General features: G+C 41.4%; 25 protein-coding genes and 1 pseudogene. 17 read left to right on the forward strand and 9 right to left on the reverse strand.

Annotated features, from left to right (window positions below; genetic code table 11):
• The first annotated feature begins 217 nt into the window (after positions 1-217).
• Complete coding sequence (locus tag P2W71_RS08605; protein ID WP_276369669.1) at positions 218-1261, forward strand: type IX secretion system membrane protein PorP/SprF; 1044 nt, start codon at positions 218-220, stop codon at positions 1259-1261.
• 61 nt (positions 1262-1322) lie between these two features.
• Here P2W71_RS08605 and P2W71_RS08610 read toward each other — a convergent pair whose 3' ends face one another.
• Together P2W71_RS08610 and P2W71_RS08615 are read right to left on the reverse strand one after the other, a co-directional pair.
• Positions 1323-1793 carry a peptidylprolyl isomerase gene (locus P2W71_RS08610; RefSeq protein WP_276369674.1) on the reverse strand — a complete coding sequence of 157 codons (471 nt, stop codon included), beginning with the start codon at positions 1791-1793 and terminating at the stop codon, positions 1323-1325.
• 281 nt (positions 1794-2074) lie between these two features.
• On the reverse strand, positions 2075-2440 hold the full coding sequence (locus tag P2W71_RS08615) for a DoxX family protein (RefSeq protein ID WP_276369678.1): 366 nt from the start codon (positions 2438-2440) through the stop codon (positions 2075-2077).
• A gap of 96 nt (positions 2441-2536) precedes the next feature.
• Here P2W71_RS08615 and P2W71_RS08620 point away from each other — a divergent pair, with 96 nt between their 5' ends.
• A complete protein-coding gene (locus P2W71_RS08620; protein ID WP_276369681.1) occupies positions 2537-2878 on the forward strand; it encodes a helix-turn-helix domain-containing protein in 342 nt (113 codons plus the stop codon).
• Positions 2879-3003: 125 nt separating this feature from the next.
• The gene (locus P2W71_RS08625) at positions 3004-4008 is read left to right on the forward strand and encodes a DUF4421 domain-containing protein (RefSeq protein WP_276369684.1); all 1005 of its coding nucleotides are present in this window, start codon (positions 3004-3006) and stop codon (positions 4006-4008) included.
• A 53-nt stretch (positions 4009-4061) separates the two neighbouring features.
• Here the strand turns inward: P2W71_RS08625 and P2W71_RS08630 are convergent, their stop codons facing one another.
• Positions 4062-5036, reverse strand: coding sequence for a cation diffusion facilitator family transporter (locus P2W71_RS08630; RefSeq protein WP_276369687.1), 975 nt, complete (start codon positions 5034-5036; stop codon positions 4062-4064).
• Between the two features lie 92 nt (positions 5037-5128).
• The gene (locus P2W71_RS08635) at positions 5129-5944 is read right to left on the reverse strand and encodes a GNAT family N-acetyltransferase (protein ID WP_276369689.1); all 816 of its coding nucleotides are present in this window, start codon (positions 5942-5944) and stop codon (positions 5129-5131) included.
• A 206-nt stretch (positions 5945-6150) separates the two neighbouring features.
• Here P2W71_RS08635 and P2W71_RS08640 point away from each other — a divergent pair, with 206 nt between their 5' ends.
• The 3 genes and pseudogenes from P2W71_RS08640 (at position 6151) to P2W71_RS08650 (ending at position 8223) form a co-directional block, all read left to right on the forward strand.
• Positions 6151-7008, forward strand: coding sequence for a universal stress protein (locus tag P2W71_RS08640; RefSeq protein WP_276369691.1), 858 nt, complete (start codon positions 6151-6153; stop codon positions 7006-7008).
• A 73-nt stretch (positions 7009-7081) separates the two neighbouring features.
• Positions 7082-7273: pseudogene (locus P2W71_RS08645) on the forward strand (DnaJ domain-containing protein); the annotation flags it as partial.
• Positions 7274-7875: 602 nt separating this feature from the next.
• The gene (locus P2W71_RS08650) at positions 7876-8223 is read left to right on the forward strand and encodes a translation initiation factor (RefSeq protein ID WP_276369694.1); all 348 of its coding nucleotides are present in this window, start codon (positions 7876-7878) and stop codon (positions 8221-8223) included.
• 28 nt (positions 8224-8251) lie between these two features.
• On the opposite strand, the gene P2W71_RS08655 is transcribed toward P2W71_RS08650, so the two are convergent.
• Positions 8252-8989, reverse strand: a complete 738-nt coding sequence (locus P2W71_RS08655) for a LytTR family DNA-binding domain-containing protein (protein ID WP_276369697.1) — start codon at positions 8987-8989, stop codon at positions 8252-8254.
• Positions 8990-8991: 2 nt separating this feature from the next.
• Positions 8992-9996, reverse strand: a complete 1005-nt coding sequence (locus P2W71_RS08660) for a sensor histidine kinase (RefSeq protein ID WP_276369700.1) — start codon at positions 9994-9996, stop codon at positions 8992-8994.
• A gap of 213 nt (positions 9997-10209) precedes the next feature.
• On the opposite strand from P2W71_RS08660, the gene P2W71_RS08665 reads away from it, so the two are divergent.
• From P2W71_RS08665 to P2W71_RS08700, 8 genes are all read left to right on the forward strand, one after another.
• A complete protein-coding gene (locus P2W71_RS08665) occupies positions 10210-10611 on the forward strand; it encodes a DUF1761 domain-containing protein (protein WP_276369703.1) in 402 nt (133 codons plus the stop codon).
• 62 nt (positions 10612-10673) lie between these two features.
• Positions 10674-11114: an SRPBCC domain-containing protein gene (locus P2W71_RS08670; RefSeq protein WP_276369705.1), complete on the forward strand. Its 441-nt coding sequence runs from the start codon at positions 10674-10676 to the stop codon at positions 11112-11114.
• A 67-nt stretch (positions 11115-11181) separates the two neighbouring features.
• Positions 11182-11670: an NADH-quinone oxidoreductase subunit A gene (locus P2W71_RS08675; RefSeq protein WP_276369708.1), complete on the forward strand. Its 489-nt coding sequence runs from the start codon at positions 11182-11184 to the stop codon at positions 11668-11670.
• 11 nt (positions 11671-11681) lie between these two features.
• Positions 11682-12215 carry an NADH-quinone oxidoreductase subunit NuoB gene (nuoB, locus tag P2W71_RS08680; RefSeq protein ID WP_276369710.1) on the forward strand — a complete coding sequence of 178 codons (534 nt, stop codon included), beginning with the start codon at positions 11682-11684 and terminating at the stop codon, positions 12213-12215.
• Positions 12208-12684: an NADH-quinone oxidoreductase subunit C gene (locus P2W71_RS08685; RefSeq protein WP_276369712.1), complete on the forward strand. Its 477-nt coding sequence runs from the start codon at positions 12208-12210 to the stop codon at positions 12682-12684. The genes nuoB and P2W71_RS08685 overlap by 8 nt, the downstream gene beginning before the upstream one ends.
• 18 nt (positions 12685-12702) lie before the next feature.
• Positions 12703-13923: an NADH-quinone oxidoreductase subunit D gene (locus P2W71_RS08690; protein ID WP_276369714.1), complete on the forward strand. Its 1221-nt coding sequence runs from the start codon at positions 12703-12705 to the stop codon at positions 13921-13923.
• 48 nt (positions 13924-13971) lie between these two features.
• A complete protein-coding gene (locus tag P2W71_RS08695; protein ID WP_276369717.1) occupies positions 13972-15468 on the forward strand; it encodes an NAD(P)H-hydrate dehydratase in 1497 nt (498 codons plus the stop codon).
• 135 nt (positions 15469-15603) lie between these two features.
• Positions 15604-15963: a T9SS type A sorting domain-containing protein gene (locus P2W71_RS08700; protein ID WP_276369721.1), complete on the forward strand. Its 360-nt coding sequence runs from the start codon at positions 15604-15606 to the stop codon at positions 15961-15963.
• A 3-nt stretch (positions 15964-15966) separates the two neighbouring features.
• Here the strand turns inward: P2W71_RS08700 and P2W71_RS08705 are convergent, their stop codons facing one another.
• Positions 15967-16992, reverse strand: a complete 1026-nt coding sequence (locus P2W71_RS08705; protein WP_276369724.1) for a low specificity L-threonine aldolase — start codon at positions 16990-16992, stop codon at positions 15967-15969.
• A 67-nt stretch (positions 16993-17059) separates the two neighbouring features.
• Here P2W71_RS08705 and P2W71_RS08710 point away from each other — a divergent pair, with 67 nt between their 5' ends.
• A complete protein-coding gene (locus P2W71_RS08710; protein WP_276369727.1) occupies positions 17060-17887 on the forward strand; it encodes a universal stress protein in 828 nt (275 codons plus the stop codon).
• A 25-nt stretch (positions 17888-17912) separates the two neighbouring features.
• Here the strand turns inward: P2W71_RS08710 and P2W71_RS08715 are convergent, their stop codons facing one another.
• Both P2W71_RS08715 and P2W71_RS08720 read right to left on the reverse strand, forming a co-directional pair.
• On the reverse strand, positions 17913-19118 hold the full coding sequence (locus P2W71_RS08715) for a glycoside hydrolase family 57 protein (RefSeq protein ID WP_276369730.1): 1206 nt from the start codon (positions 19116-19118) through the stop codon (positions 17913-17915).
• Positions 19119-19378: 260 nt separating this feature from the next.
• Positions 19379-19945, reverse strand: coding sequence for a phosphonate degradation HD-domain oxygenase (locus tag P2W71_RS08720; RefSeq protein ID WP_276369733.1), 567 nt, complete (start codon positions 19943-19945; stop codon positions 19379-19381).
• 135 nt (positions 19946-20080) lie between these two features.
• Between P2W71_RS08720 and P2W71_RS08725 the strand changes: the two genes are divergently transcribed.
• Both P2W71_RS08725 and P2W71_RS08730 read left to right on the forward strand, forming a co-directional pair.
• Positions 20081-20362, forward strand: a complete 282-nt coding sequence (locus P2W71_RS08725; RefSeq protein WP_276369735.1) for a hypothetical protein — start codon at positions 20081-20083, stop codon at positions 20360-20362.
• 146 nt (positions 20363-20508) lie between these two features.
• Positions 20509-21084, forward strand: coding sequence for a hypothetical protein (locus P2W71_RS08730; RefSeq protein ID WP_276369738.1), 576 nt, complete (start codon positions 20509-20511; stop codon positions 21082-21084).
• The last annotated feature ends 41 nt before the right edge of the window (positions 21085-21125 follow it).

Here is a 21125-nt window from a genome sequence, read left to right on the forward strand (position 1 = left end):
TTCGTAGTTGGTTAAAAGGGAATAGTTGATAGTAATAAACAATTGGATGGTGATGCTATTGAAATTTACATGTTCAGCTTTGGGACACAATCCAACTTCGACGACTTACTATTGACTTTTGACCAATAACTAATAACTATTAACGGATAAGCTATAACGGATTTCCGACAAAGGCTATATTTGCTTTATTTGCGTAATTTAAATTACCCGGATGTTAATGTACAGGATACTCCTGCTCTTTTGTGTGTTGATGCTGGCGCTGGATAGTTCGGTAACTGCACAAGATCCTCAATTTTCTCAGTTTTATGCTGCACCCTTGTATTTGAATCCTGCGATGGCCGGCGCGACAGGCCAGGCGCGTGCTGGAATTAATTACCGAAATCAATGGCCAGCCATAGATGCAAATTTTACTACGCTGTCGGCTTATTTTGATTATTTTATTGAAGATTATAACAGTTCCGTTGGTCTCATTATAACAAGGGACACAGAGGGACTTGCCGGTTTGCGCTCATTAAGTGTTGGTTTGCAGTACGCCTATGAAATTCAAATCAACGAAAACCTGGGCTTCAGACCGGGTGTACAAGTCGCACTTTATAACCGTGACATCAATTTTGGTAAACTGACTTTCGGAGATCAGTTCGATCCCACTACCGGAAACTTTCTCGACCAACCCACTGCAGAAACTTTCAGAACAAATTTCAGCAAAACCTTCGTGGATATTTCTTTCGGCGGTGTATTCTTTACGCGCACGGCATGGCTGGGTGTCTCGGGATGGCATTTAACGCAACCAAACCAAAGCATTATTGATGAAGACAGCCCACTTCCAGTAAAACTTTCGGTGCATGGTGGATTCAAGTTTTATTTGAGACCCAACACAGTAGGTAGTGGTGTTTACGCAAGAAAAGGTGAACGAAGTATAGCCCCGGCGTTTCAGTACAGACACCAGGGAAAATTTGACCAGATGGATATTGGCCTTTATTTCACCGCTGAACCCATCGTGCTCGGTACATGGTACAGAGGGGTGCCGTTTAAAAATGTAGGAGATTTTGTGAATAACGAATCTATAGTCCTCCTGCTTGGCTTTGTAAAACTCGGCGCTAAAGACGCGATTAACATTGGATATAGTTTCGACTATACTATCTCAAAATTAGGAACAGGTAGCGGCGGTGCGCATGAATTCAGCCTGGTCTACACCTGGCCCATGCGCAATCCGAGAAAACCCCCGAAAGATAAGTTGATGATTCCTTGCCCTGATTTTTAAAACGGTAAATGCATAAAGCAAAAAATATAAACGAATACTTTTTGCTTTGTGCACTTATTGATTAATGGTGGTGACCACCTGGACCATGAACGTGTCCGTGTGTTATTTCTTCCTCCGTGGCATTTCTAACTTCCATTACTTCTACCGCGAAATTTAATTCAACGCCTGCAAGCGGATGATTGGCATCGACAGTTATCGAATCAAGACCGACTTCAGTTACCGTAACAACTGCTCCGCGGTCTGTAGAAAACTTCATCCCTTTCTTTACCTCTTGATCTCCGAATGCTGAACGGGGAACTTTCTGTGTCATGGAAGGATCTTTTTCACCATAGCCCCTGTCTGGAGAAATCTTCAATTGAAATTTGTCTCCTTTTGATTTTCCTTCAAGACCTTCCTCCATGCCGATAATTAAATTTCCGGCTCCGTGTAAATAATAGAGCGGTTCCCGTCCATCGCTTGTGTCAATTACAGTACCTGTATTGTCTCGTAAAGTGTAATGGATCCCGGCTACCTTATGTTTCGTAATCTGCATAGTTGTGTTGTTAATTGTTATTGATCAGGCGGGTATTGAGCTTGATTTATCCCAAACAACAAAACTCACGTGAATGTTGGTTCAAAGGTAGTAAAGATTGCGAAATCCTTTCCGTTTCTACTAGAGGATTCTAATCCTGGAACCTGAAAAAAAATTCTATGAGAATGGTTGTAAAAAGAGGATTTTCAATGTAAAAAGCAGAATAAAGCACGGCTGAATATTGGCAATGTCTGGCTTAGACCATTCATCATTTGGAAGGTAATTTTAATGGTGATCCAAATTCATAAACTATTAAATCTCGCGTAAGCGATAAATGAAGTTATGATCACCATAGCCACAATGATTACAACTTTTGCAGTTTCTTTTGTTTGCACGTGAATGCGTATTGCTAATATCATAATAGTACACAATCCCATGGCCGCGATCGGTGTAAGTATAGGCATGATTCCGGTAGCAAACGGTACGATTATTCCTATAGCGCCAAGAATCTCCGCAAGTCCGATGAGTCTTATTTGAATTGATGAGTAATCCTGAACAAAGGGCTGTTTCGCGATCATCTTTTCTTTCGGCACAAAAATTTTTAGCAATCCGCCTGAAGTAAACATAGCGGCAAGAAGTGATTGGGCGATCCAAAGTATTGTATTCATATCTTTAATTGTTTAACACTGCAAGCTTACATAGATTTGATATCCAAAATATACCAGTATCCCAATGGATACCGGTTTACTTAATGAAACCGCCTTATGGAACACAGTAAATGCGAGAAAGCTCTTCTACCGGTTCGCGATGCATTAGATGTATTAAATGGTAAATGGAAACTTCAAATAATACTCGCTTTAACATTTGGAGATTTGCGCTTTAAGGAAATGCAGCGACGTATTGCCGGAATCACCGCTAAGATGTTGTCGAAAGAATTGAAGGAATTGGAAGTTAACCAATTGGTAAAACGAACGGTATACGATACCATCCCTGTTACGGTGGAATATTCGCTAACACCCTATGGAAAAACACTCAAAAAGGTAATTGTTGAGTTAGAATCATGGGGTAGAAAGCATCGGGAAAAGATCATGGGTAAAAAAAAATAATGGCATCATAAGTCATAATTTGTTAGTTTTAATAACTAAAAATTTTTCCCTTATAACATTGTTGACTGTGGCATGTTAATTTTTTAGGGATCGAACCATACCATTTTTTGAACTCTGGAATAGGCATGAAGATAGCCTTACATTTAACAATCATTATCGTAAGCTTGATAAGTAATATTGCAAGTGCGCAGCATGACTCGACCTATTATGTTTCATACGCCGATCAAGTCACCAGCCGGTTTTATTTTTCGAAGAAGTACACCGAATTAACGATCGCAGATGAAAAGTATAGTCTTACTTTCCGACCCAACACCACGCTGAACATGGGGGTGGGTGCTACCTACAAATGGGCAACCTTAAACCTGGCTTACGGCTTTGGTTTCTTGAACCCGGACCGGGGACGGGGAAAAACCAAATATCTCGATCTGCAATTTCATTCCTACGGGCGAAAATTTATTACCGATGTATTTGGGCAATTTTACAGAGGGTTCTTCTTATCATCTAACAGTACAAACATCAAGGCTAAAGAATATTATTTCAGACCTGATCTTCGCGTCAGGTACATAGGTACATCTGTACAATATATTCTAAATCACAAAAAGTTCTCTTATAGAGCAGCGTTTCTTCAGAATGAGTGGCAGAAGAAATCTGCTGGAACATTCATTTTTGGATTGGAAGCATATAGCGGAAAGGTAGACGCCGACAGCACGATCATTCCCACAATCGTTAATGGTGAAGAAGCTGACCGTAATATTAAATTGCTTCGCTTTTTTGAATTTGGACCCAATGCTGGGTATGCATATACCCTGGTCGTTAAAAAGCATTTTTTCCTGACGGGCTCGGCTTCAATCAGTCTGGATTATGGTGAGAATACGATTTCGGATCGGGATGGGCAAAAAAAGACTACAGGTGTTAGTCCCAATACTTTTTTTAGATTGTTTGGGGGGTACAATTCCAAGACATGGGCCATTAGTTTGATCTATGTTACGAACGGCGTACGCTTGGCGACCGAAAGCATTGAACGACAAATTATTCTCAATACAGGTAATTTCAGGTTTAATTATGTTTATCGCTTTCCCCTCAGTAAAAAGGCGAAACGTTATTTAAACGTAATCGATCAAACAGGTTAGTGCGGGTAGATCGTCCGTCATAAGCCGTTGTTCGTATTCAAACTTCTGATCGTTTACCGCTTACAATTTTTATCATCATGTTTTTCGTCGTCATAGCCCACAACTTCCGTCTCAAGGGTGGCGTGCTGAATTCCCAAGTGTGCCAAGGTATGCTTGAATTTATTTTTTAATGCCAATGCCTCTTCGTGGGTTACAGAATCGGAGAAAACCAAGTGGGCAGTCATTGCATTTTCTGCCGTACTCATTGCCCAAACATGAATATGATGAATGTCGTTTATACCAGAAAGTTTCATGGCAGCTTCGCGAATACGCTCGATCTTAATATTGGCCGGTACAGCATCCAGAGACAATGATAAACTATCACGTAAAAGATTCCAGGTACTAGTTAGGATAACGACCATGATAATGACACTGATCAAAGGATCGAGCCACAGCCATTGGGTGACGTTCATCAAAATCCCTCCGGCAACGACGCCTATCGAAACCAAAGCATCCACCAGCAGGTGAAGATAGGCGCCTTTAAGGTTCAAATCTTTTTTTCGATCTCTAAAAAAAAGCAAAGCGGAGATTCCATTGATGACAATTCCAATGGCAGCCACGTAAATCACAATATTTGCGACGACTGGTTGAGGATTAAAAAAGCGTTGAAGGGATTCGAATCCGATACTGCCAATGGCAATTAATAAAATAACCGCGTTCAACAAGGAAATGAGAATAGAGGCTTTGCGATAGCCATAAGTAAACTTCTCCGTAGGTTTGATTTTCAAAAGTTTAAATGCTAACAACGCAAGGGCCAGGCTCGCTACGTCACTTAAATTATGACCGGCATCTGAAATTAATGCCAGAGAATTTGAGAAAAATCCCGCCGCAAATTCAGCGACGACGAAAAGTATATTTAGAATGATACCTACAATTAAAGATCTATTTACCTGCGAAAGATCCAACGCATGCGTGTGATGATGAGGATGATAATCGTGGCTATGGTTGTGCATCGTGGTCGCTTTAGCAGCAGCAAAGTTAAGCGACAAGCACGTGCAACAGGTTTACATTTAAGAGGAAAGTGTTTATGTGTTTACGTGTTGGGGTGTTTATGTTCCGTCAGGGCTGCTTTGTAGCTTTTCTAACCCAGGTTTCCACCAATGCGGCTATATATCTTGCTGCCATGCCATTCAAGTTTTTCTCCTAAAACCATTCGCGATGCTTTTCTAACCTCTTTAAAACCATGATTGGTTAATAAGTCGACACCATGAAGATTGTCAGCGGGAATACAAATTTTTTTGGCTTCAGCAGTTCTATACTTCATCAATTCAAATCCGGCGGTATGGGTATCGGCAACCACTAGTCCTTCTCCTAATGTCGGCATATAAAAACCTTTTAATGCACGGTCCTCAAGAAACACAAGGCAACTTTCATAATGTTGTTCTAATAGTTTTTTCCTATTCTCGCCTGAAACGCGTCTGTCTAGTTGTAACAGATCTTTTTCTTTTTGTTTTTCAAACGGTTTGATTTCTTGAACGTCGAGGCCTGGTTTAGGCAAAGCTCCTTCGTCGAAAAATACATATTGTGTTTGCACTTCGAAGCCCAACTTTTTATAAACCGGTTCTCCGAGCGCAGTAGCTATAAGTAGAATTGTTTTGCACGGGGTATGTTGTACAAGTTCCACCAAAGCTTTAGTGAGTGCGGTACCAATACCGGCGTTTCTATATTGGGGGCTTACAATAATGTGTGCTAACCATGCCGTATTCCCCAGAATAATGGCTGTCCCCATTCCTGCAGTTGTTCCATTCACGGTCGCTTTTAATGGGAAGCAAAAATCAGCAGCACAATAGTATTGGATAGAAGGAAAAATATCCGGCCAACCTTCGGGCTGTAAGCCGGGCACAGCTTCAAGGTCTGCGGATAGGAATTTTTCGATCTTAGGGGCTATTGATATCATGACCATGTCAGTTCTCAGGCAATTATGAGTTTTTTTGGAATTGGAAAATCAACCTTGCAAATGCTTTTCAAATACGATAACGTCAGGTTGGGCTGCTTCTGTGTTTTCTCATGTTTCAAAATGACATTTGACTGTTTGATTGTTGGGGATTTGTTTTAATTTTATTCGAGATGATTACTTTGATACGTTAAAAATAATTACCAACCATGAAAAAAATCTTAGTTCCTACTGATTTTTCTAAACCTGCGATGATTGCTGCTGAGGTAGCTGCAGACATTGCGAGGAAAGCAAATGCTGAATTGATCTTCCTTCATGTGGCTGAAGAGGCTGTTGGAAATTCGATGAATGTTGAAGGTCAGGTTACAGCCGGTAGCGGTTGGGAAGAAAAACTCTATACGATGAAGCTCATTGAAAAAGCCAAAAAACAAATGGCTAAGCTTGTGGAAGATACAAAATTCGAGGGGGTAAAAGTAAAACAGGAGCTTCGTCTTGGTTCGCCATATCATGGAATGAACACGATCATTACCGAAAAGAAAGTTGATTTGGTGGTAATGGGCACAGCGGGACGTTCAGACTTGGAGCAAATGATCATCGGTTCAAATACAGAGAAGGTAGTTCGGATGTCTCACTGCCCTGTGTTGACCATGCACTCCAAACCAGCCAGCAAAGATTTTAAAGACATTGTTTACGCAACCTCAATGGATAAAGACGAGGAAGTCTTTTCTCGCATTGTCCGAACCACGCAAAAGCTATACGATTCAACAATACACCTTGTGCGGATTAACACGCCCGGTAACTTTCAGCGCGATGTGGTGGTAAAAAAATATATGCAGGATTTTGCCAGGAAGCTGCAACTAAAGAATTTTACCATTAATGTATTCAATGATGTAAGCGAGGAGGAAGGTATAATTTATTTTGCAGATAGCATTAATGCCGATCTTATAGCCATGGCAACCCATGGTCGTACAGGGTTTGCCCATGTGCTGGCTGGCAGTATTGCAGAAGATGTAGTAAGCCACTCGAAACGGCCGGTGCTTACCTTTGTAACGCAGCACAAAAAATAATCGCGATTTATAAACCAATATTTTAAAGACAGAGCCCAGTACAAGCTGGGCTTTTTATTTTTATTTTTCGGTAATGGATTATTATCAAATTTTAGGTGTAACGTATGCTGCCAGTCAACAGGAAATAAAGCGCGCATACAGGAAGCTAGCAGTAATATACCACCCTGATAAAAATCCCGATCCAGCGGCGGAAAACATCTTTAAAAATATAAATGAAGCTTACGATGTATTGAGCGATCCAGCGAAGAAGAGCAGGTACGATCAACGTTTTCAGTCCTCATTTTCCGAGCCCACCTATGAAGAACCGCCGCCGCGACCCCGCGACCCCGCTTATCGGGCAACCCGTCCAAAAGTTTATCACAAGAGCGACCGGGAACGGTTGAAAGACTTGATGAAGATGTATATGCCGTGGGCAAAGCGGATTACTCAAATTTCTTTTGGTTTTTCGCTATTGATTTTGGTCGACTTTGTCTTACCGCTAAAAATTGCACATCATAAAATTATTGAGACAAACGTGCGCAGAACATACTCTCGAAATTATGCTACAACGTGGTGGATAATGAAAACGGATGGGGGACACACAATTGATCTTCCGTACGAATTTTCAGATCACTTTGCTACTGGCCGGGAAGTGGATATATCCACCACCCGACTATTTGATGTTCCGCGAAAGGTAGAATCCGAGACATTGGCCGTCCGACTTAAAAAATCTATTTATGGCAATTTTCTTTTTGCGCCAATTGCATTGCTTTTTTTTTCAACCATTGGACTGTTCTTTCGAAAAAATATTGAAGTCGGATTCAATCTTAGTGTAGTGAGTTGCTTAATTTTGATTTTTACAGGTATATTAATTCTAATGCTGTAGTTATGGCGAAATCTAACGACTGGAAAAAAAGAGAAGGAGTAGTTTACTCTACAAGTTCAGAATTTCAATTTAATTATGGGCAACCTGATCACTCCTCTACGCTACCGCCACAGCAGCAGAATTTTAAAGTGTTGCTCGATAAGAGCATGCGGGCAGGTAAGCAAGTAACGCTCGTGACTGGTTTTATTGGAACACCTGACGACCTGGAGAAACTAGGAAAAATGTTGAAATCAAAATGTGGTGTTGGGGGCTCTGTCAAAGATGGAGAAGTTCTTATTCAAGGTGATCATCGGGATAAAATCGTTCAGATCTTACAGAAAGAGGGCTACAAAGTGAAGCGGGTAGGGTAGCGGTATTAACTTAATTACATAACTTTTTTTACCTGCCGATCCACAATCTAAACTCGGGTGCTGTTTCTTTGCTAACGTGAATTTCTTCTTTCATTTCGGGTTTTAAAAATATCCGTATTTTACCATTGTCTGATTTAAAACGATCGATGGCTTTCAACTGTGCAATGAACTTGCGATTGATACGGAAAAATTTTGCTTTATCTAATATCCCTTCCATCTCGGTTAATGTCTTATCGAGAATCAGTTGCCGGCCGGAGAAATCGCGAACGAAAACAATCTTGTGTTCTGTGAAAAAGTAGGCGGCTTCGTCAGTGTCAAAAGCAATAAATTCAGTTCCCTTTTTTCCAATGATACGCTGCTTGTGTTGTTCTGGGTGAATCACATTCAAATCGTTACCATGTAAAAAATGATTTTGCAAATTTTTTATTTTTTCTAAAGATCGTTTTAGCTTCTCTTCGGTGACGGGTTTTAACAGGTAATCGATAGAATTAAATTCAAAACTCTCCAGCAAATACTTGTCGTATGCAGTGGTAAAGATCACGGGAAATTTCACTGGAAGTATCCTGAAAATCTCAAATGAATAGTCGTCAGAGAGCTGAATATCTACAAACGCCACATCGGGATGTTTATGGCTATTGAACCATTGAATACTATCTTTTACACTTCCAAGTCTTGCAACGATCGACGCATCAGGTTGTAACTTTTTGATCATGTCCTCAAGCTTAGCGCGGGCGGGTAGTTCGTCTTCAATGATAAGTACGCGCATAGTCACGAGTGAATAGGGATTAACGGAATCGAAATTATAAATTTATTTTCCTGGACGCCGGCGCTGATACACTTGCCTGTTAGAATCTTAAATCGCTCTTCGAGGTTTTTAAGACCAATTTTGGAGGATCGCTGAAGCGTTCGTCTTTGCTGGATCGTGTTGGCAATAAACAAATTTCCATCGCGAACATCCATATCTATTTCGAGCGGTGATTGTTCGCTCAGCTCATTATGTTTTACGGCATTTTCAAACGCTACGAAAACTGAGGTCGGAGGAATTAAATATTCTTTTTCAATGCTGCCGTTGAAATGTTTTCTGATATGCAGGGCCTCACCAAAACGAAGGTGTAGCAGGTCTGTATATTTATGCGTAAACGAGAGTTCGTCCTCCAGTAAGACTAAACTCTGTTCCTTTTGTGCGAGTATATACCTGTAAACTTCCGCCAAATTTTCCGTAAAGGAAGACGCTTTCGAGCTATCATTTGTAATGAGATAGGTAAGCGTATTGAGAGAGTTAAACATAAAGTGAGGATCGATTTGGTTTTTTAACGCAGAAAGTTCAGCTTCTGCTTTTGCTCTTAAGAGTTGGGCATTTTTTAGTTGCTCACTTTGCTGTTCCTTCATCATGAACACAGTCTCGTAAACATGGGTGACAAACAAAACACAAATCACGTTCACCAGCGTGACGATTAAAATGGTATCCCATTTTATACTATCAAAGTTGGCCCATTGATACCACACGCAAAGCCATGCTACCGTCAGCGGCGAAGTGTAAAATACATTGTTCAGACAGAGCAAGATCAACTTTTCGATTGGCTTGTCGAACCATGTAAAACGCCGCCGTGTTCTGAATAACAAGTATCGGTTGCCTTGCCATATCAGGGTAGCTAATGCGATAAAGTAGAGATAGCCTCCCCAGTACAAGCCATCTGTAAATCTCAGGTTTCCGAAGAGCCCGGTGAGGTTAGGAATCACCATACCGAACAACGGAATGCCAATTAATCTCATGAGATTATCGTTCAATTTGACATCATGAGAATATTGGTTTGTTACATCGGACATGATGGTGGTTCAGGATGAAATTTTTCCGCTTCGGTAAAGCTGCCAGGTTTCGTATCAACAAAGTTCGCAATTTGATGGACGTGAAAGAGATCCCGTGTAATAAAAAAATGGATGGGATGCTTCTCATAAGTATAAAATAGCAACAACAAACGAGTCACTATGGACGTTCAGCTAAACTTTCTTGCCATCTTCGTCGCGGCGCTTTCAACTTTTCTTATTGGCGGAGTCTGGTATTCTCCTGCAGTCTTCGGCAAGGCCTGGATGCGTGAAAATGGATTTACAGAAGAAAGCATGAAAGGAGGCAACATGGCTAAAATTTTCGGGCTGACATTCTTCTTGGGATTAATCGCTGCCGTGAACCTGGCCATGTTTATGGGGCCCGAGAATAAGCCATTCATGGGTGCACTCTGGGGATTTCTTGCAGGCTTTGGCTGGGTTGCAACATTCGTTGGAACGCATTATTTGTTCGAACGAAAATCATTTAAATTATTCTTAATCAATGCGGGATATAGCATCGTCGCATTGACCGTGATGGGAGCGATTATTGCCGCGTGGAAGTAAAACACCCCTCGATAATGTTAAATTTTGCTTCAGTACTCAAACCTCGACCGGTAAATCAAAAAATGCGTTTTGTCGAATCTTCGATTGTCATCAATAAGTCACCGGGTATGGTGCTCAGTGCTTTTACGAATCAGTACCATCTTAAAAACTGGTGGGGTGTTGAACGGTCTTTGATCGACTTAAAGAAAGGTGGCCTTTATGCGTTGGTTTGGCAATCCAACAATGCCATGGATTTTGTTTCTACAGGAATCGTTGCTGAATATTTACCCGAGTGCCAATTGAAACTTGAGAACGTAGCTTACTTTAACCCCTATCGGCCCGTTTTCGGGCCCATGGAATTAATGGTTCTGACCACGCCAGAAGATATAGGCACTACGTTAACGGTCGTTCAAAACGGCTACCAGTACGGACCCCATTGGGATTGGTACTACAATGTGGTCAAAGACGCTTGGCCACAGACCCTTGTTAAAATCAAAGATTATCTGGAAAAGCTTAGTGACTGATCCGCCAGTTTGAGAAACCTTTAATGCAAACGGCAAACCCTGGAACTTTTATTTATCTTCGCCCCCTATGGATCAGCAACAATATTTGTCTGCTTTCGGCGAAGTACTTTTGTTTATTCTGGCAGGAGTAATTTTCATTCTGGTTACATTATTTGTTTCAAAGCTTATTCGTCCCAGTCGTCCGAATCCTGAAAAACTTTCTACTTACGAAAGCGGGGAGGAGGCGGTAAGTTCAGCTTGGTCACAATTCAACATTCGTTTTTATATTATTGCGCTGATCTTCCTTTTATTCGAAGTGGAAATCGTTTTTCTCTTTCCGTGGTCTACTGTTTTCGCAAACGAGACGTTGATTAAGGAAACCAAGGGATTGTGGGGATGGTTTTCATTTGTGGAAATGGTAATCTTCATTCTGGTTTTGGCTTTAGGTCTGGCCTATGCCTGGGTAAAGGGTCACCTGGATTGGATTAAACCAGACCCTAAACCGACGCGGTTTTCATCTCCTGTTCCTAAAGAGCATTATCATGCAATCAATGAAAAATATAAATCCTCCAAATAACTTTTGTCAACATGGGACTACTGGATCAGCGATTTGAGCACGGTGGCGTCATTGTTACGCGGTTGGATGACCTGTTGAATTGGGCCCGATTGTCCTCCATGTTCCCTATGACGTTCGGACTGGCATGCTGCGCAATAGAGTTTATGAGCACCGGCACAACAGTATATGATATGGACCGGTTCGGTATGGCACCCCGGGCAAGTCCACGGCAAGCAGATGTGATGATCGTTGCTGGGACCGTCACATTTAAAATGGCTGACAGGATCAAGCGGCTGTATGAACAAATGGCCGAGCCGCGTTACGTAATTTCAATGGGTTCATGCTCAAACTGTGGTGGCCCTTATTGGCAGCATGGATACCATGTTGTAAAAGGTGTCGACCGAATTATTCCAGTCGATGTCTATGTGCCTGGATGTCCCCCCAGACCTGAGGCGCTCATTGGCGGTTTTCTGAAACTTCAGGAAAAAATACGGAGTGAAAGTTTGATGGCTCCGAAGGCGATAGAAAATTTGCTGCAAAATAAAAATCAACAAATAAATGCTTGATCAATTCTTGTCGCTCTTAAGCCCAGTTTGCCAGAGCGAACCATTGGCTGACGATGCTTCGTCTCCCCAGGCTATTAAAATTGCTACGCAGGATTTGGTAAAGGTGATGGATACATTGTATCATAATGAGCAAACTTATTTTGACATGCTCTCATGTATTACCGGTATCGATAATGGGCCGCAAGCGGGGACGATGGAGGTTGTTTATAATCTTTACTCAATTCCATTTAATTATCACCTGATGATAAAAGTGATGTTGCCAAGGGAGAGACCTGCGATAGATTCAGTTAGTCACCTGTGGAAGACGGGTAACTGGCAGGAACGTGAAATTTTTGATATGTACGGAATTCATTTTAATAATCATCCTGATCTCCGCCGAATTCTAATGCCGGCCGACTGGCAGGGGTATCCGTTGCGAAAAGATTATAAGCACCAGGACTATTATCGCGACATTAAAATTGAATATTAACGCTCTGACGCCCGACGAATGCCAACGGATCAAATTCAATATAAATCACATCCAGATAATTTAATTTTATCCGAGCCCAATAAATTTAAACCTGGCACACTGCGGTCGGAAGAGATGATTATCAATCTCGGCCCACAACATCCATCTACGCACGGTGTTTTACGACTCGAAGTATTGATGGATGGAGAAATCGTGAAAGAGGTGGTTCCTCATATTGGGTACCTCCACCGTTGCTTCGAAAAGCATGCAGAGAATCTTCCGTACAATCAAATAATTCCTTTTGTCGACAGGTTAGACTATGTAGCGTCTATGAACAGTGAGCATGCGTATGCCCTGGGCGTTGAACGCATGCTTGGCATTGAACATCAAATTCCAAAACGAGTGGAGTATATCCGTGTGTTAGTTGCAGAATTGAATCGCATTGCCTCGCATTTTATTGCAATCGGAACCTATGGAATGGACATAGGAGCTTTCTCTCCTTTTTTCTGGCTAATGCGCGACCGAGAGCATATCCTGAGATTACTGGAATGGGCTTCAGGCGCACGGTTGTTATACAATTATATGTGGATTGGCGGATTGTTCTATGATGTGCCGGTGGGGTTTGAGGAGCGTTGTCTTGAATTCGTCAATTATATCAAACCAAAATTAAAAGAGTTGAATACGGTTTTGATCGAGAATAAAATATTTGTGGAACGAACGGCAAATGTAGGTGTCTTGCCGCTCGACCTGGCCATTAACTGCGGGGTTACCGGGCCGATGCTTCGGGCATCTGGGCTGCGTTTCGATTTGCGTAAAGTTGATGGTTATTCGGTGTACCCGGATTTGGATTTCAATATTCCTATAGGTGAAGGTAAAATGGGTAAAACCGGAGACTGCTGGGATCGGACGCAGGTTCGTGTTGAAGAAATGTATGAATCGCTAAAAATCATCGAGCAGTGTTTGGATAAACTGACGAAAGAGCATAAGCGCACCCGGGATTTTGATCCGCAAGCGTTAGTTCCAAAAAAGATAAGGCCAAAGGCGCAGGATATGTATGTACGCGCAGAGATACCGAAAGGAGAACTGGGTTTTTTCTTTAGGGCTGACGGCAAAAGTGATATCCCGTTCCGTTGTAAATGCAGGTCATGCAGCTTTGTAAACCTTTCAGTTCTTCCCGAAATTGCCAAAGGAATACTAATCGCTGACTTAATTGCCATATTGGGTACGATTGATGTAGTGATGGGAGAAGTCGACCGATGATTTGAAAGAATGCCGTATCCTGTTAACTTTTGATTATTAACGTCGTCCATGCTAAAAATACTTTCCACCAGTCAGATCAGGGAGTTAGATGCTTATACCATTGAGCACCGTCCGATTGCATCTATTGATCTAATGGAAAGTGCATGTCATGCAATATGCACTTGGTTTATCGAACATTACAATCCAACGGTACAGGTAGGTATTGTATGCGGTACAGGAAACAACGGTGGAGATGGGCTGGGAGTTGCCAGACTTTTGAACGAAGCTGGGTATGGCGTAAAAGTTTGGATTGTTAGAGGAAACGCTCCTGAGTCTTCAGATTTCAAAATAAATCTGGGACGATTGACTGACAAGGTTGAGGTTACTGATATCACAGATACTATTCAGCCGACAGTTTTTGATGGTGTTGATGTTTTATTGGACGCAATTTTCGGTTCCGGACTTTCGCGGCCTGTTGAAGGGATCTATGCAAGCGTCATCCATTGTATCAATGAGCTTTCAATTGAAAAGATAGCGATTGATATTCCGTCAGGTTTAATGGCTGATAAGCCTTCCACGGGATCTATTATAAAGGCTGATCGTACCCTTTCGTTTCAGGTGCCTAAGCTTGCGTTCCTTTTGCCTCAACACTATGTTTATGTAGGAAGCTGGATATTGCTGGATATCGGGCTGCACAAAGATTTTCTTAAAAAAGTTGAGACCCCATACCATTACTTTGTCAGGAAGGATGTTAGAAAAATTCTACGGGCAAGATCGAAGTTTGATCACAAAGGAAAACATGGTCATGCATTGATCGTTGCCGGTGGCTATGGAAAAATGGGTGCAGCTGTTTTGGCCTCCAGGGCAGCGTTGCGTACAGGGCCAGGGTTGCTTACTGTGCATGTTCCTGGTTGTGGTTATGATATCATTCAGACTACCGCCCCGGAAGCGATGGCCAACATCGATGAACATCAAGAAGTTTTCACTGGCGGCCCACTGCTTACTGGTTACAACGTCATTGGTATCGGCCCAGGACTGGGTCAATCAAAAGAAACCGTTAGGGGATTCGGGAATATATTGGAGCAATGTAAAGTTCCCATGGTAATTGATGCCGACGCTTTGAATATACTGGCTTCAAATCGTGAATTTCTGCAGCTTGTTCCTCAGCAAAGTATTCTTACGCCGCATCCAAAAGAATTTGAACGTCTTGTCGGTCCGTGGAAAAACGACTTCGAAAGATTGGAAAAGCAGCAACGCCTGGCGCACGATCTTAAATCGATTATTGTGTTAAAAGGTGCAAACACTTCTATTGCTGCACCTGACGGAAAGGTCGTTTTTAACTCGTCTGGAAACCCGGGCATGGCGAAGGGAGGAACTGGGGATGTCCTGACAGGCATTCTTACAGGATTACTTGCCCAGCAGTACGCTTCCTTTGAAGCGGCTCAATTGGGAGTGTTTCTACACGGCTTTTCGGGCGATTTGGCCGCTTATGATAAAGGGATGAACAGTCTGATTGCCTCCGATGTTATTGAATTTCTGCCAGAAGCCTTCAAAAGGGCGTGTTAATTTTATTTCGCTAAAATTTTGCAGGTTTTTTAAACCTTTTGCCGAATTCTGACATCTAAGTATTAAAAGTTAGAAATTCTTTCGGGAGTCGAAAACTTTGGTTCGAAAGTTGTCGTATGTAGGAGGAAGAATAATATGAAAGCTCTGTACTTTACCTTAATTTTAGCGTTCACCATTGGATCTGTCTCCGCGCAGAATCCAGCAAACTACGATTTTGGGCAACCGGAGCGACTGGATATCGGGAAATCAGTTCAAATCTACCCTAATCCGGCGCCTGATGATTTTATTCACGTGCGCGTAGAGCATGTTAATCTTTCGGAGGCAAAAGTTTCCCTTCATAACATTATTGGGAATGAAATGCGGGTAGAAAAAGACCTGTTAGACGAAAATACCCTCCGGATTAAAGTGAAAGATCTTGCTACGGGTTATTACTTAATTAGCCTCAATGATGATAAGCAAAAGCTTAAGGGTATTTATAAATTCCTGAAGTTGTAATTCTTAGGCGATCAGTTCCTTAATTCTTTTTACAAAACTTTTAATTTCCTCTTCCCTCGTATCAAAGGAACACATTAGCCTCACCTCAGACGTTTTCTCTGTCCATACATAAAAGAACTGTTCTTCCTGCAGCGCAGGAATGATGGACGAAGGAAAAATTGCAAACACGCCATTAGCATCTACCGACTGAGTGATTTTTATTTGTGGTATTTTTCTTAACTCTTCGGCTAGCAAGGTCGCCATAGTATTGGCTTGGACGGCATTTTTTTTCCAGCGCTCGTTACTTAGTAAGGCATCGAACTGGCAACTTATAAATCGCATTTTTGAATGCAGTTGCATGCCTTGTTTTCGAATATATTTAAAATTATGGGCCACCTCCGGTGTAAGAAAGATAACCGCCTCACCGAACATCATTCCGTTTTTTGTCCCTCCAAAAGAAAGCACATCCACACCCACATCACTTGTAAACTCTTTAAAAGTTCTGTTAAGGCTTACGGCCGCATTTGAAATGCGCGACCCGTCCATGTGAAAATAAAAGCCGTGCTTTTTTGCTACCGCACTAATGGCAGCTATTTCGTTCACCGAGTAAACAGTTCCATATTCCGTAGATTGGGAGATGGAGATTACCTTAGCCTGTGGGTGGTGTTGATCATCAATTCGCTGGATTCTGTCTTCAATGGCGTCCGGATAAATTTTACCATCACGCGTCGGAATGGTCATCAACCTGCAGCCAGTAAATTTTTCCGGCGCGGTCGATTCATCAACATGAATATGTGATAGGTCGGAACAAATAATAGCGTGATAAGATTGCGTCAGACTACTCAAGCCAAGAACGTTCGCCCCTGTGCCGTTGTACACAAAAAAAATTTCGACATGTTCACCAAAGAATTGTTTGAACTTCTCTGCTGCTTTAGTCGTATATTCATCCGCGCCATACGATCCTGCATGACCATGATTAACTTTATTCAATGCATCCATGATGTCTGGATGAACTCCAGAATAGTTATCGCTGGCAAATGTGTGCTTCATTTCTTAGAAAAATCGTTGATCTCCCATCAAAGAACCTTATTTTCGTTCAACAATTCAAAATCCTTATATGGTTAATATTCTTATTCCTACTGATCTCTCTGATCTTTCTAAAATTGCCGTTCAATACGCTTTTAAAATTGCTAACAAACTTGAAGGAACGGTTACACTGCTTCATGTTGTAAGCATTATTCAGCCTACCCGCGCAAGCATGCGCCTTCAACTAAAATCTCTTGAAGATGACTTGGTGGCTACCGCCAAGGAAGATCTTGAAATTTTTGTTAAAGATGTTTCTAAACAACTCAAAACAAGTGAACCGCTCAAAGTTAAAGTCGTAAAGGGTACGACGTTTAACGATACCGTTTTACGGGAAGCCAAGAAACTCCGCACAGGCCTGATTGTAATGGGAACCCGTGGTGCAAGCGGCTTAAAAAAATATGTACTCGGAAGTAATACGGCCTCTGTGATTGAAGTCAGTCATGTGCCGGTTTTGGCGGTGCCAGAACTAGGTGAGTTTAAAAGCTTTAAGAATATTCTTTATGCAACGGATTTAAGACATACGCATAGAGAACTCAAAACACTTATTCCATATCTGGAAAAGTTCGGTGCCACAGTACATTTATTGCACGTAACACCTTCGTTGAAAGAAGTGGCAGCATTGGAGAAAAAAATTGATGCAATTGTGACGAAAGCCGGTATAACCAATGTAACCTGCAAAGTGATTGTGAACAAAAATATCGAAGAAGCAATTGACTATTATGTAGCCGAATCAAAAGTGGATTTACTCACCATGTTCACACATGATGTAAACTTCTATGAAAAATTATTTAACCGCTCAGTGACAAGGAAAATGGCGTTTCATAGCAAGATCCCTTTGTTAGCGTTCAGACAAAAATGAGGGTAGGCAGTGAAGTCACTGTCTACTATTCCCCGGTGACAGCTTCACAATGCGCTTCAAGCACGTATTCCAGATCCGTCACTATGTTCATGTAGTTAATGTATGCATCATAAGGGGTATTGTATTGACTGAAGTACTTATGGACATCGCCGTCCTTCCAATGTTTTGTACACATATAATGAAAATGATCGGAGGATAGGAGTCTTGCCCAGTTGTCAATTAATTCTTCATTGCCTGTCTCTTTTACCAGCTTTTCTAAACTATAAACTCGCTCGATCGCGTCCTGTTGTAATGTGTTACCTAGCCATGCCGATAGATCATGCTCATCATCAGCCCAGGAATTAAGGTAGTGCGCGTCGTATTGCTCCTGTGCATCATTACATGCAACAACTTCTGAAGGTGTCTTAAAGTCAAAATCGGAATGTTCGAAAATTTCACCTGGCAATTGGGCCATGAAATTTAGAATTCCCGCTGTAGGCCAACGATGTTCGGAAAAAATTTCATAGTTCATAAAAAGGTTAATGGTTTCGCCTGGTAGGCGCGTTTGCTGAATCGATCGAGTGAAATTCATTGGCGTAAGTCGGTATTCAGCCCATTCATTGGTGGCAAAGCCAAGAACGATATTCTGAGATAATTTACGATTTCTTAGTAATGTCTTAATATTGGCATTCTTCGGTGGATGACATGGGAAATTTGGACTCTTAGTACCCAGTATGCGTTCGAGTCCTTCACAGAGTATTCCGCTGTATCCCAGTTCAGTCACGAGGTTTGCAATTTCGTTATTATAAATAAGCTCTGTATTTCGAAAGATCGTTGGTGACTGCTGAAAGACTTGTTCGATTTTTTCTTTATGCCTTCCAATTTGCCGGATGAATTCTTCCTTTGAATATAAAAAGCTCAGCGAATGATGATATGTCTCGGATAAAAATTCTACACAACCCGTTTTTGCCAATGCTTGAAAGGATTGTAGTACATCGGGTCTATAATTTTCCATTTGCTCTAATGCAGTTCCACTGATGGAGTAGGCAATTTTGAACTTCCCCTGATGTTGTTCTATTAACTTTAGCATGACATTATTCGCAGGTATATAACACCTAGTAGAAACCCGGTCAAAAATTTCACGGTTTTTAAGATCATCTTGATAGTTGTGTTCATAGCCAATTTTGAAACAGTCATAAGATCTCAACCGAAAGGGTTGATGCACTTGAAAGTAAAAACAAATCGATGGCATAGAGAGGAATTTTAATTTTAAGTGTTAAGGATTGCGGACAAACGTTTGATCTTTCTGTGCCATGAGTCACGCCAAGAGTAAAGCCTCATGCACAGCTGCGGAAACTGGCAATGCAATGAATTATGTTGAAGATACAGTTAGCAACACGGAAACTATTTTAATGAGATACTTAAGTTAAGACAACAATAATACTGACACCCTCTGAGGAGAGAGACTAAGGCCAAAGTCTAAATCGCTTGAAGGATCTGAATTTCGTAAAACTAACGGGATAAAACTATTAGCGCTTTAGATTTTATTTCCCCTAAATTTAACAAGGGCACATTCGTTTCTTTCGCCAGCTCGTCCCACCGACGCAAACTGATGCTGGTTTCAAACAAAACGTCATTTTCAAAACCTTCCGCTTCTTCGGCCGTCATTACACCCCCCTGGAATTCCAGGGTATGTTTACTAGCCTCGCTCAATGAATTGTAATACGCGGGATCTTTAAAAGTAAGGTAACGTTTTGCCTGTACATGGTTTTCCACCAGTTTAGCGATGCGTTCGGGAAAGCCTTTTTGCCTTAAAAAGTCGGCACCAATTTTCTCATGACTTTTAACTCCATAGCCATTCATTGAATTATTTTCATTTTGCATGACGCAGATATGACCAATATCGTGAAAGAAAGCAGCGAGTATCACTTCATCGTCCGCGCCCTCCTCGATGGCTAACTGTGCCGCCTGCGACATATGTTCGAGTTGGGAAACAGGTTCGCCGATATAATCTGCATTTCCGAATTTTTCATAAAGGCTAAAAACCTGGTCCAACGTTGTATGGATATTCGACTGCATACGGTTTGTGTTTTTTAGAAAGTTAACGGTTGGAATATTATCAGAGCATTATTTTCAGCCTTTAAAGTTAAAAGAAGATTCACCTGGTATTTAATTCCGGCCCGTGTCCAATCACTATTTTGCCTGAAAAAACATATGATGACTTCAGGATTGTCGGAGGCAGATACAAAAGATGATTATCAGGAAGCTCATGCATTGCGGAGCGCTCTTGCTAAATTCGGCGTCTTAATTTCAATTGCACAGGCAAGAGACGTCACAAGATTTTCTAAACCCTACGCGATACGAACATTGCTGGATAATTATGACGCCGGACATCGACCTATAACCGAAGATCTCATCCGTCAAATCCACCAAGTGTTTTTAGAAGAAATTATAGCGGTATCCGAGAACTCCAACCGAATCAAAAGCCTGCTTTAGTGGAAGATAGAAATTGAAACTAAACGGCAACTAATCAACACGCTGCTTGCAAAAAGGTACATCAACGATAAAATATCCTTTTCTTTACGGAACGTTCATTAACTAAATGTTAACTTCATGTTATCTGAATGTAACATGAAAGTGACATGAAAGGAATATTTTTTTGTATAGTGCTGTTTGCGTTCCAGCAACTACAATCCCAGCCCCAGTGGTATGAAGGTTCATTGGTACTTTCCGACTGTAAAGTGTTAGTAGGCAAGATCTCGCTCGAGCAAAAACATGATCTTGTTCTTTATGCTAATGGAGATACCCGAATTGTTTATCCGGCGCATAAAATCAAATCAATCTATTATTATGACAATGTAAAGAACATTAACCGACGTTATATATCCATAAAAAAAGATGACGGCATCCGGTCAAGTTATCATCTCTTTGAGTTAGTTGTTGCGGGTGACCTAAGCGTTATTCGCCGGAAGAAAGAACCGTCGCTTTCTATCCAAAACGAGCCAATGGATTTTAATTACTTCGTTTATTTAAATGATGAAATAATCGCGTTAAAAAAATTCAGAAGAAAGGTTTTTCCGCGACTGCAATACGACCATCGACTTAATGAATATATTTCTTTCAATAATCTTAGCGGTGATCGTGCCGTTGACGCTATTCGAATAATTGAATATTATAATCAACTTTTAAAAGCAAACGAACCCCTGGCAAAAAATTGATTCGTAGTCCAGCTTTTTTAAGATGAGATATTTTCTTGCAC

Source organism: Chryseolinea sp. H1M3-3 (assembly GCF_029360725.1).
Lineage (GTDB): Bacteria > Bacteroidota > Bacteroidia > Cytophagales > Cyclobacteriaceae > Chryseolinea.

Bases quoted from the DNA above. Each gene is read 5' to 3' on its own strand.
- P2W71_RS08610 (WP_276369674.1), bottom strand. From the start codon at position 1,793: ATGCAGATTACGAAACATAAGGTAGCCGGGATCCATTACACTTTACGA.
- P2W71_RS08655 (WP_276369697.1), bottom strand. From the start codon at position 8,989: ATGCGCGTACTTATCATTGAAGACGAACTACCCGCCCGCGCTAAGCTT.
- P2W71_RS08650 (WP_276369694.1), top strand. From the start codon at position 7,876: ATGGCGAAATCTAACGACTGGAAAAAAAGAGAAGGAGTAGTTTACTCT.
- P2W71_RS08675 (WP_276369708.1), top strand. From the start codon at position 11,182: ATGGATCAGCAACAATATTTGTCTGCTTTCGGCGAAGTACTTTTGTTT.
- P2W71_RS08625 (WP_276369684.1), top strand. From the start codon at position 3,004: ATGAAGATAGCCTTACATTTAACAATCATTATCGTAAGCTTGATAAGT.
- P2W71_RS08605 (WP_276369669.1), top strand. From the start codon at position 218: ATGTACAGGATACTCCTGCTCTTTTGTGTGTTGATGCTGGCGCTGGAT.
- P2W71_RS08700 (WP_276369721.1), top strand. From the start codon at position 15,604: ATGAAAGCTCTGTACTTTACCTTAATTTTAGCGTTCACCATTGGATCT.
- P2W71_RS08660 (WP_276369700.1), bottom strand. From the start codon at position 9,996: ATGAGATTAATTGGCATTCCGTTGTTCGGTATGGTGATTCCTAACCTC.
- P2W71_RS08685 (WP_276369712.1), top strand. From the start codon at position 12,208: ATGCTTGATCAATTCTTGTCGCTCTTAAGCCCAGTTTGCCAGAGCGAA.
- P2W71_RS08670 (WP_276369705.1), top strand. From the start codon at position 10,674: ATGCGTTTTGTCGAATCTTCGATTGTCATCAATAAGTCACCGGGTATG.
- P2W71_RS08635 (WP_276369689.1), bottom strand. From the start codon at position 5,944: ATGATATCAATAGCCCCTAAGATCGAAAAATTCCTATCCGCAGACCTT.
- P2W71_RS08705 (WP_276369724.1), bottom strand. From the start codon at position 16,992: ATGAAGCACACATTTGCCAGCGATAACTATTCTGGAGTTCATCCAGAC.
- nuoB (WP_276369710.1), top strand. From the start codon at position 11,682: ATGGGACTACTGGATCAGCGATTTGAGCACGGTGGCGTCATTGTTACG.
- P2W71_RS08715 (WP_276369730.1), bottom strand. From the start codon at position 19,118: ATGCCATCGATTTGTTTTTACTTTCAAGTGCATCAACCCTTTCGGTTG.
- P2W71_RS08725 (WP_276369735.1), top strand. From the start codon at position 20,081: ATGATGACTTCAGGATTGTCGGAGGCAGATACAAAAGATGATTATCAG.
- P2W71_RS08720 (WP_276369733.1), bottom strand. From the start codon at position 19,945: ATGCAGTCGAATATCCATACAACGTTGGACCAGGTTTTTAGCCTTTAT.
- P2W71_RS08695 (WP_276369717.1), top strand. From the start codon at position 13,972: ATGCTAAAAATACTTTCCACCAGTCAGATCAGGGAGTTAGATGCTTAT.
- P2W71_RS08730 (WP_276369738.1), top strand. From the start codon at position 20,509: ATGAAAGGAATATTTTTTTGTATAGTGCTGTTTGCGTTCCAGCAACTA.
- P2W71_RS08665 (WP_276369703.1), top strand. From the start codon at position 10,210: ATGGACGTTCAGCTAAACTTTCTTGCCATCTTCGTCGCGGCGCTTTCA.
- P2W71_RS08640 (WP_276369691.1), top strand. From the start codon at position 6,151: ATGAAAAAAATCTTAGTTCCTACTGATTTTTCTAAACCTGCGATGATT.
- P2W71_RS08620 (WP_276369681.1), top strand. From the start codon at position 2,537: ATGGAACACAGTAAATGCGAGAAAGCTCTTCTACCGGTTCGCGATGCA.
- P2W71_RS08710 (WP_276369727.1), top strand. From the start codon at position 17,060: ATGGTTAATATTCTTATTCCTACTGATCTCTCTGATCTTTCTAAAATT.
- P2W71_RS08615 (WP_276369678.1), bottom strand. From the start codon at position 2,440: ATGAATACAATACTTTGGATCGCCCAATCACTTCTTGCCGCTATGTTT.
- P2W71_RS08690 (WP_276369714.1), top strand. From the start codon at position 12,703: ATGCCAACGGATCAAATTCAATATAAATCACATCCAGATAATTTAATT.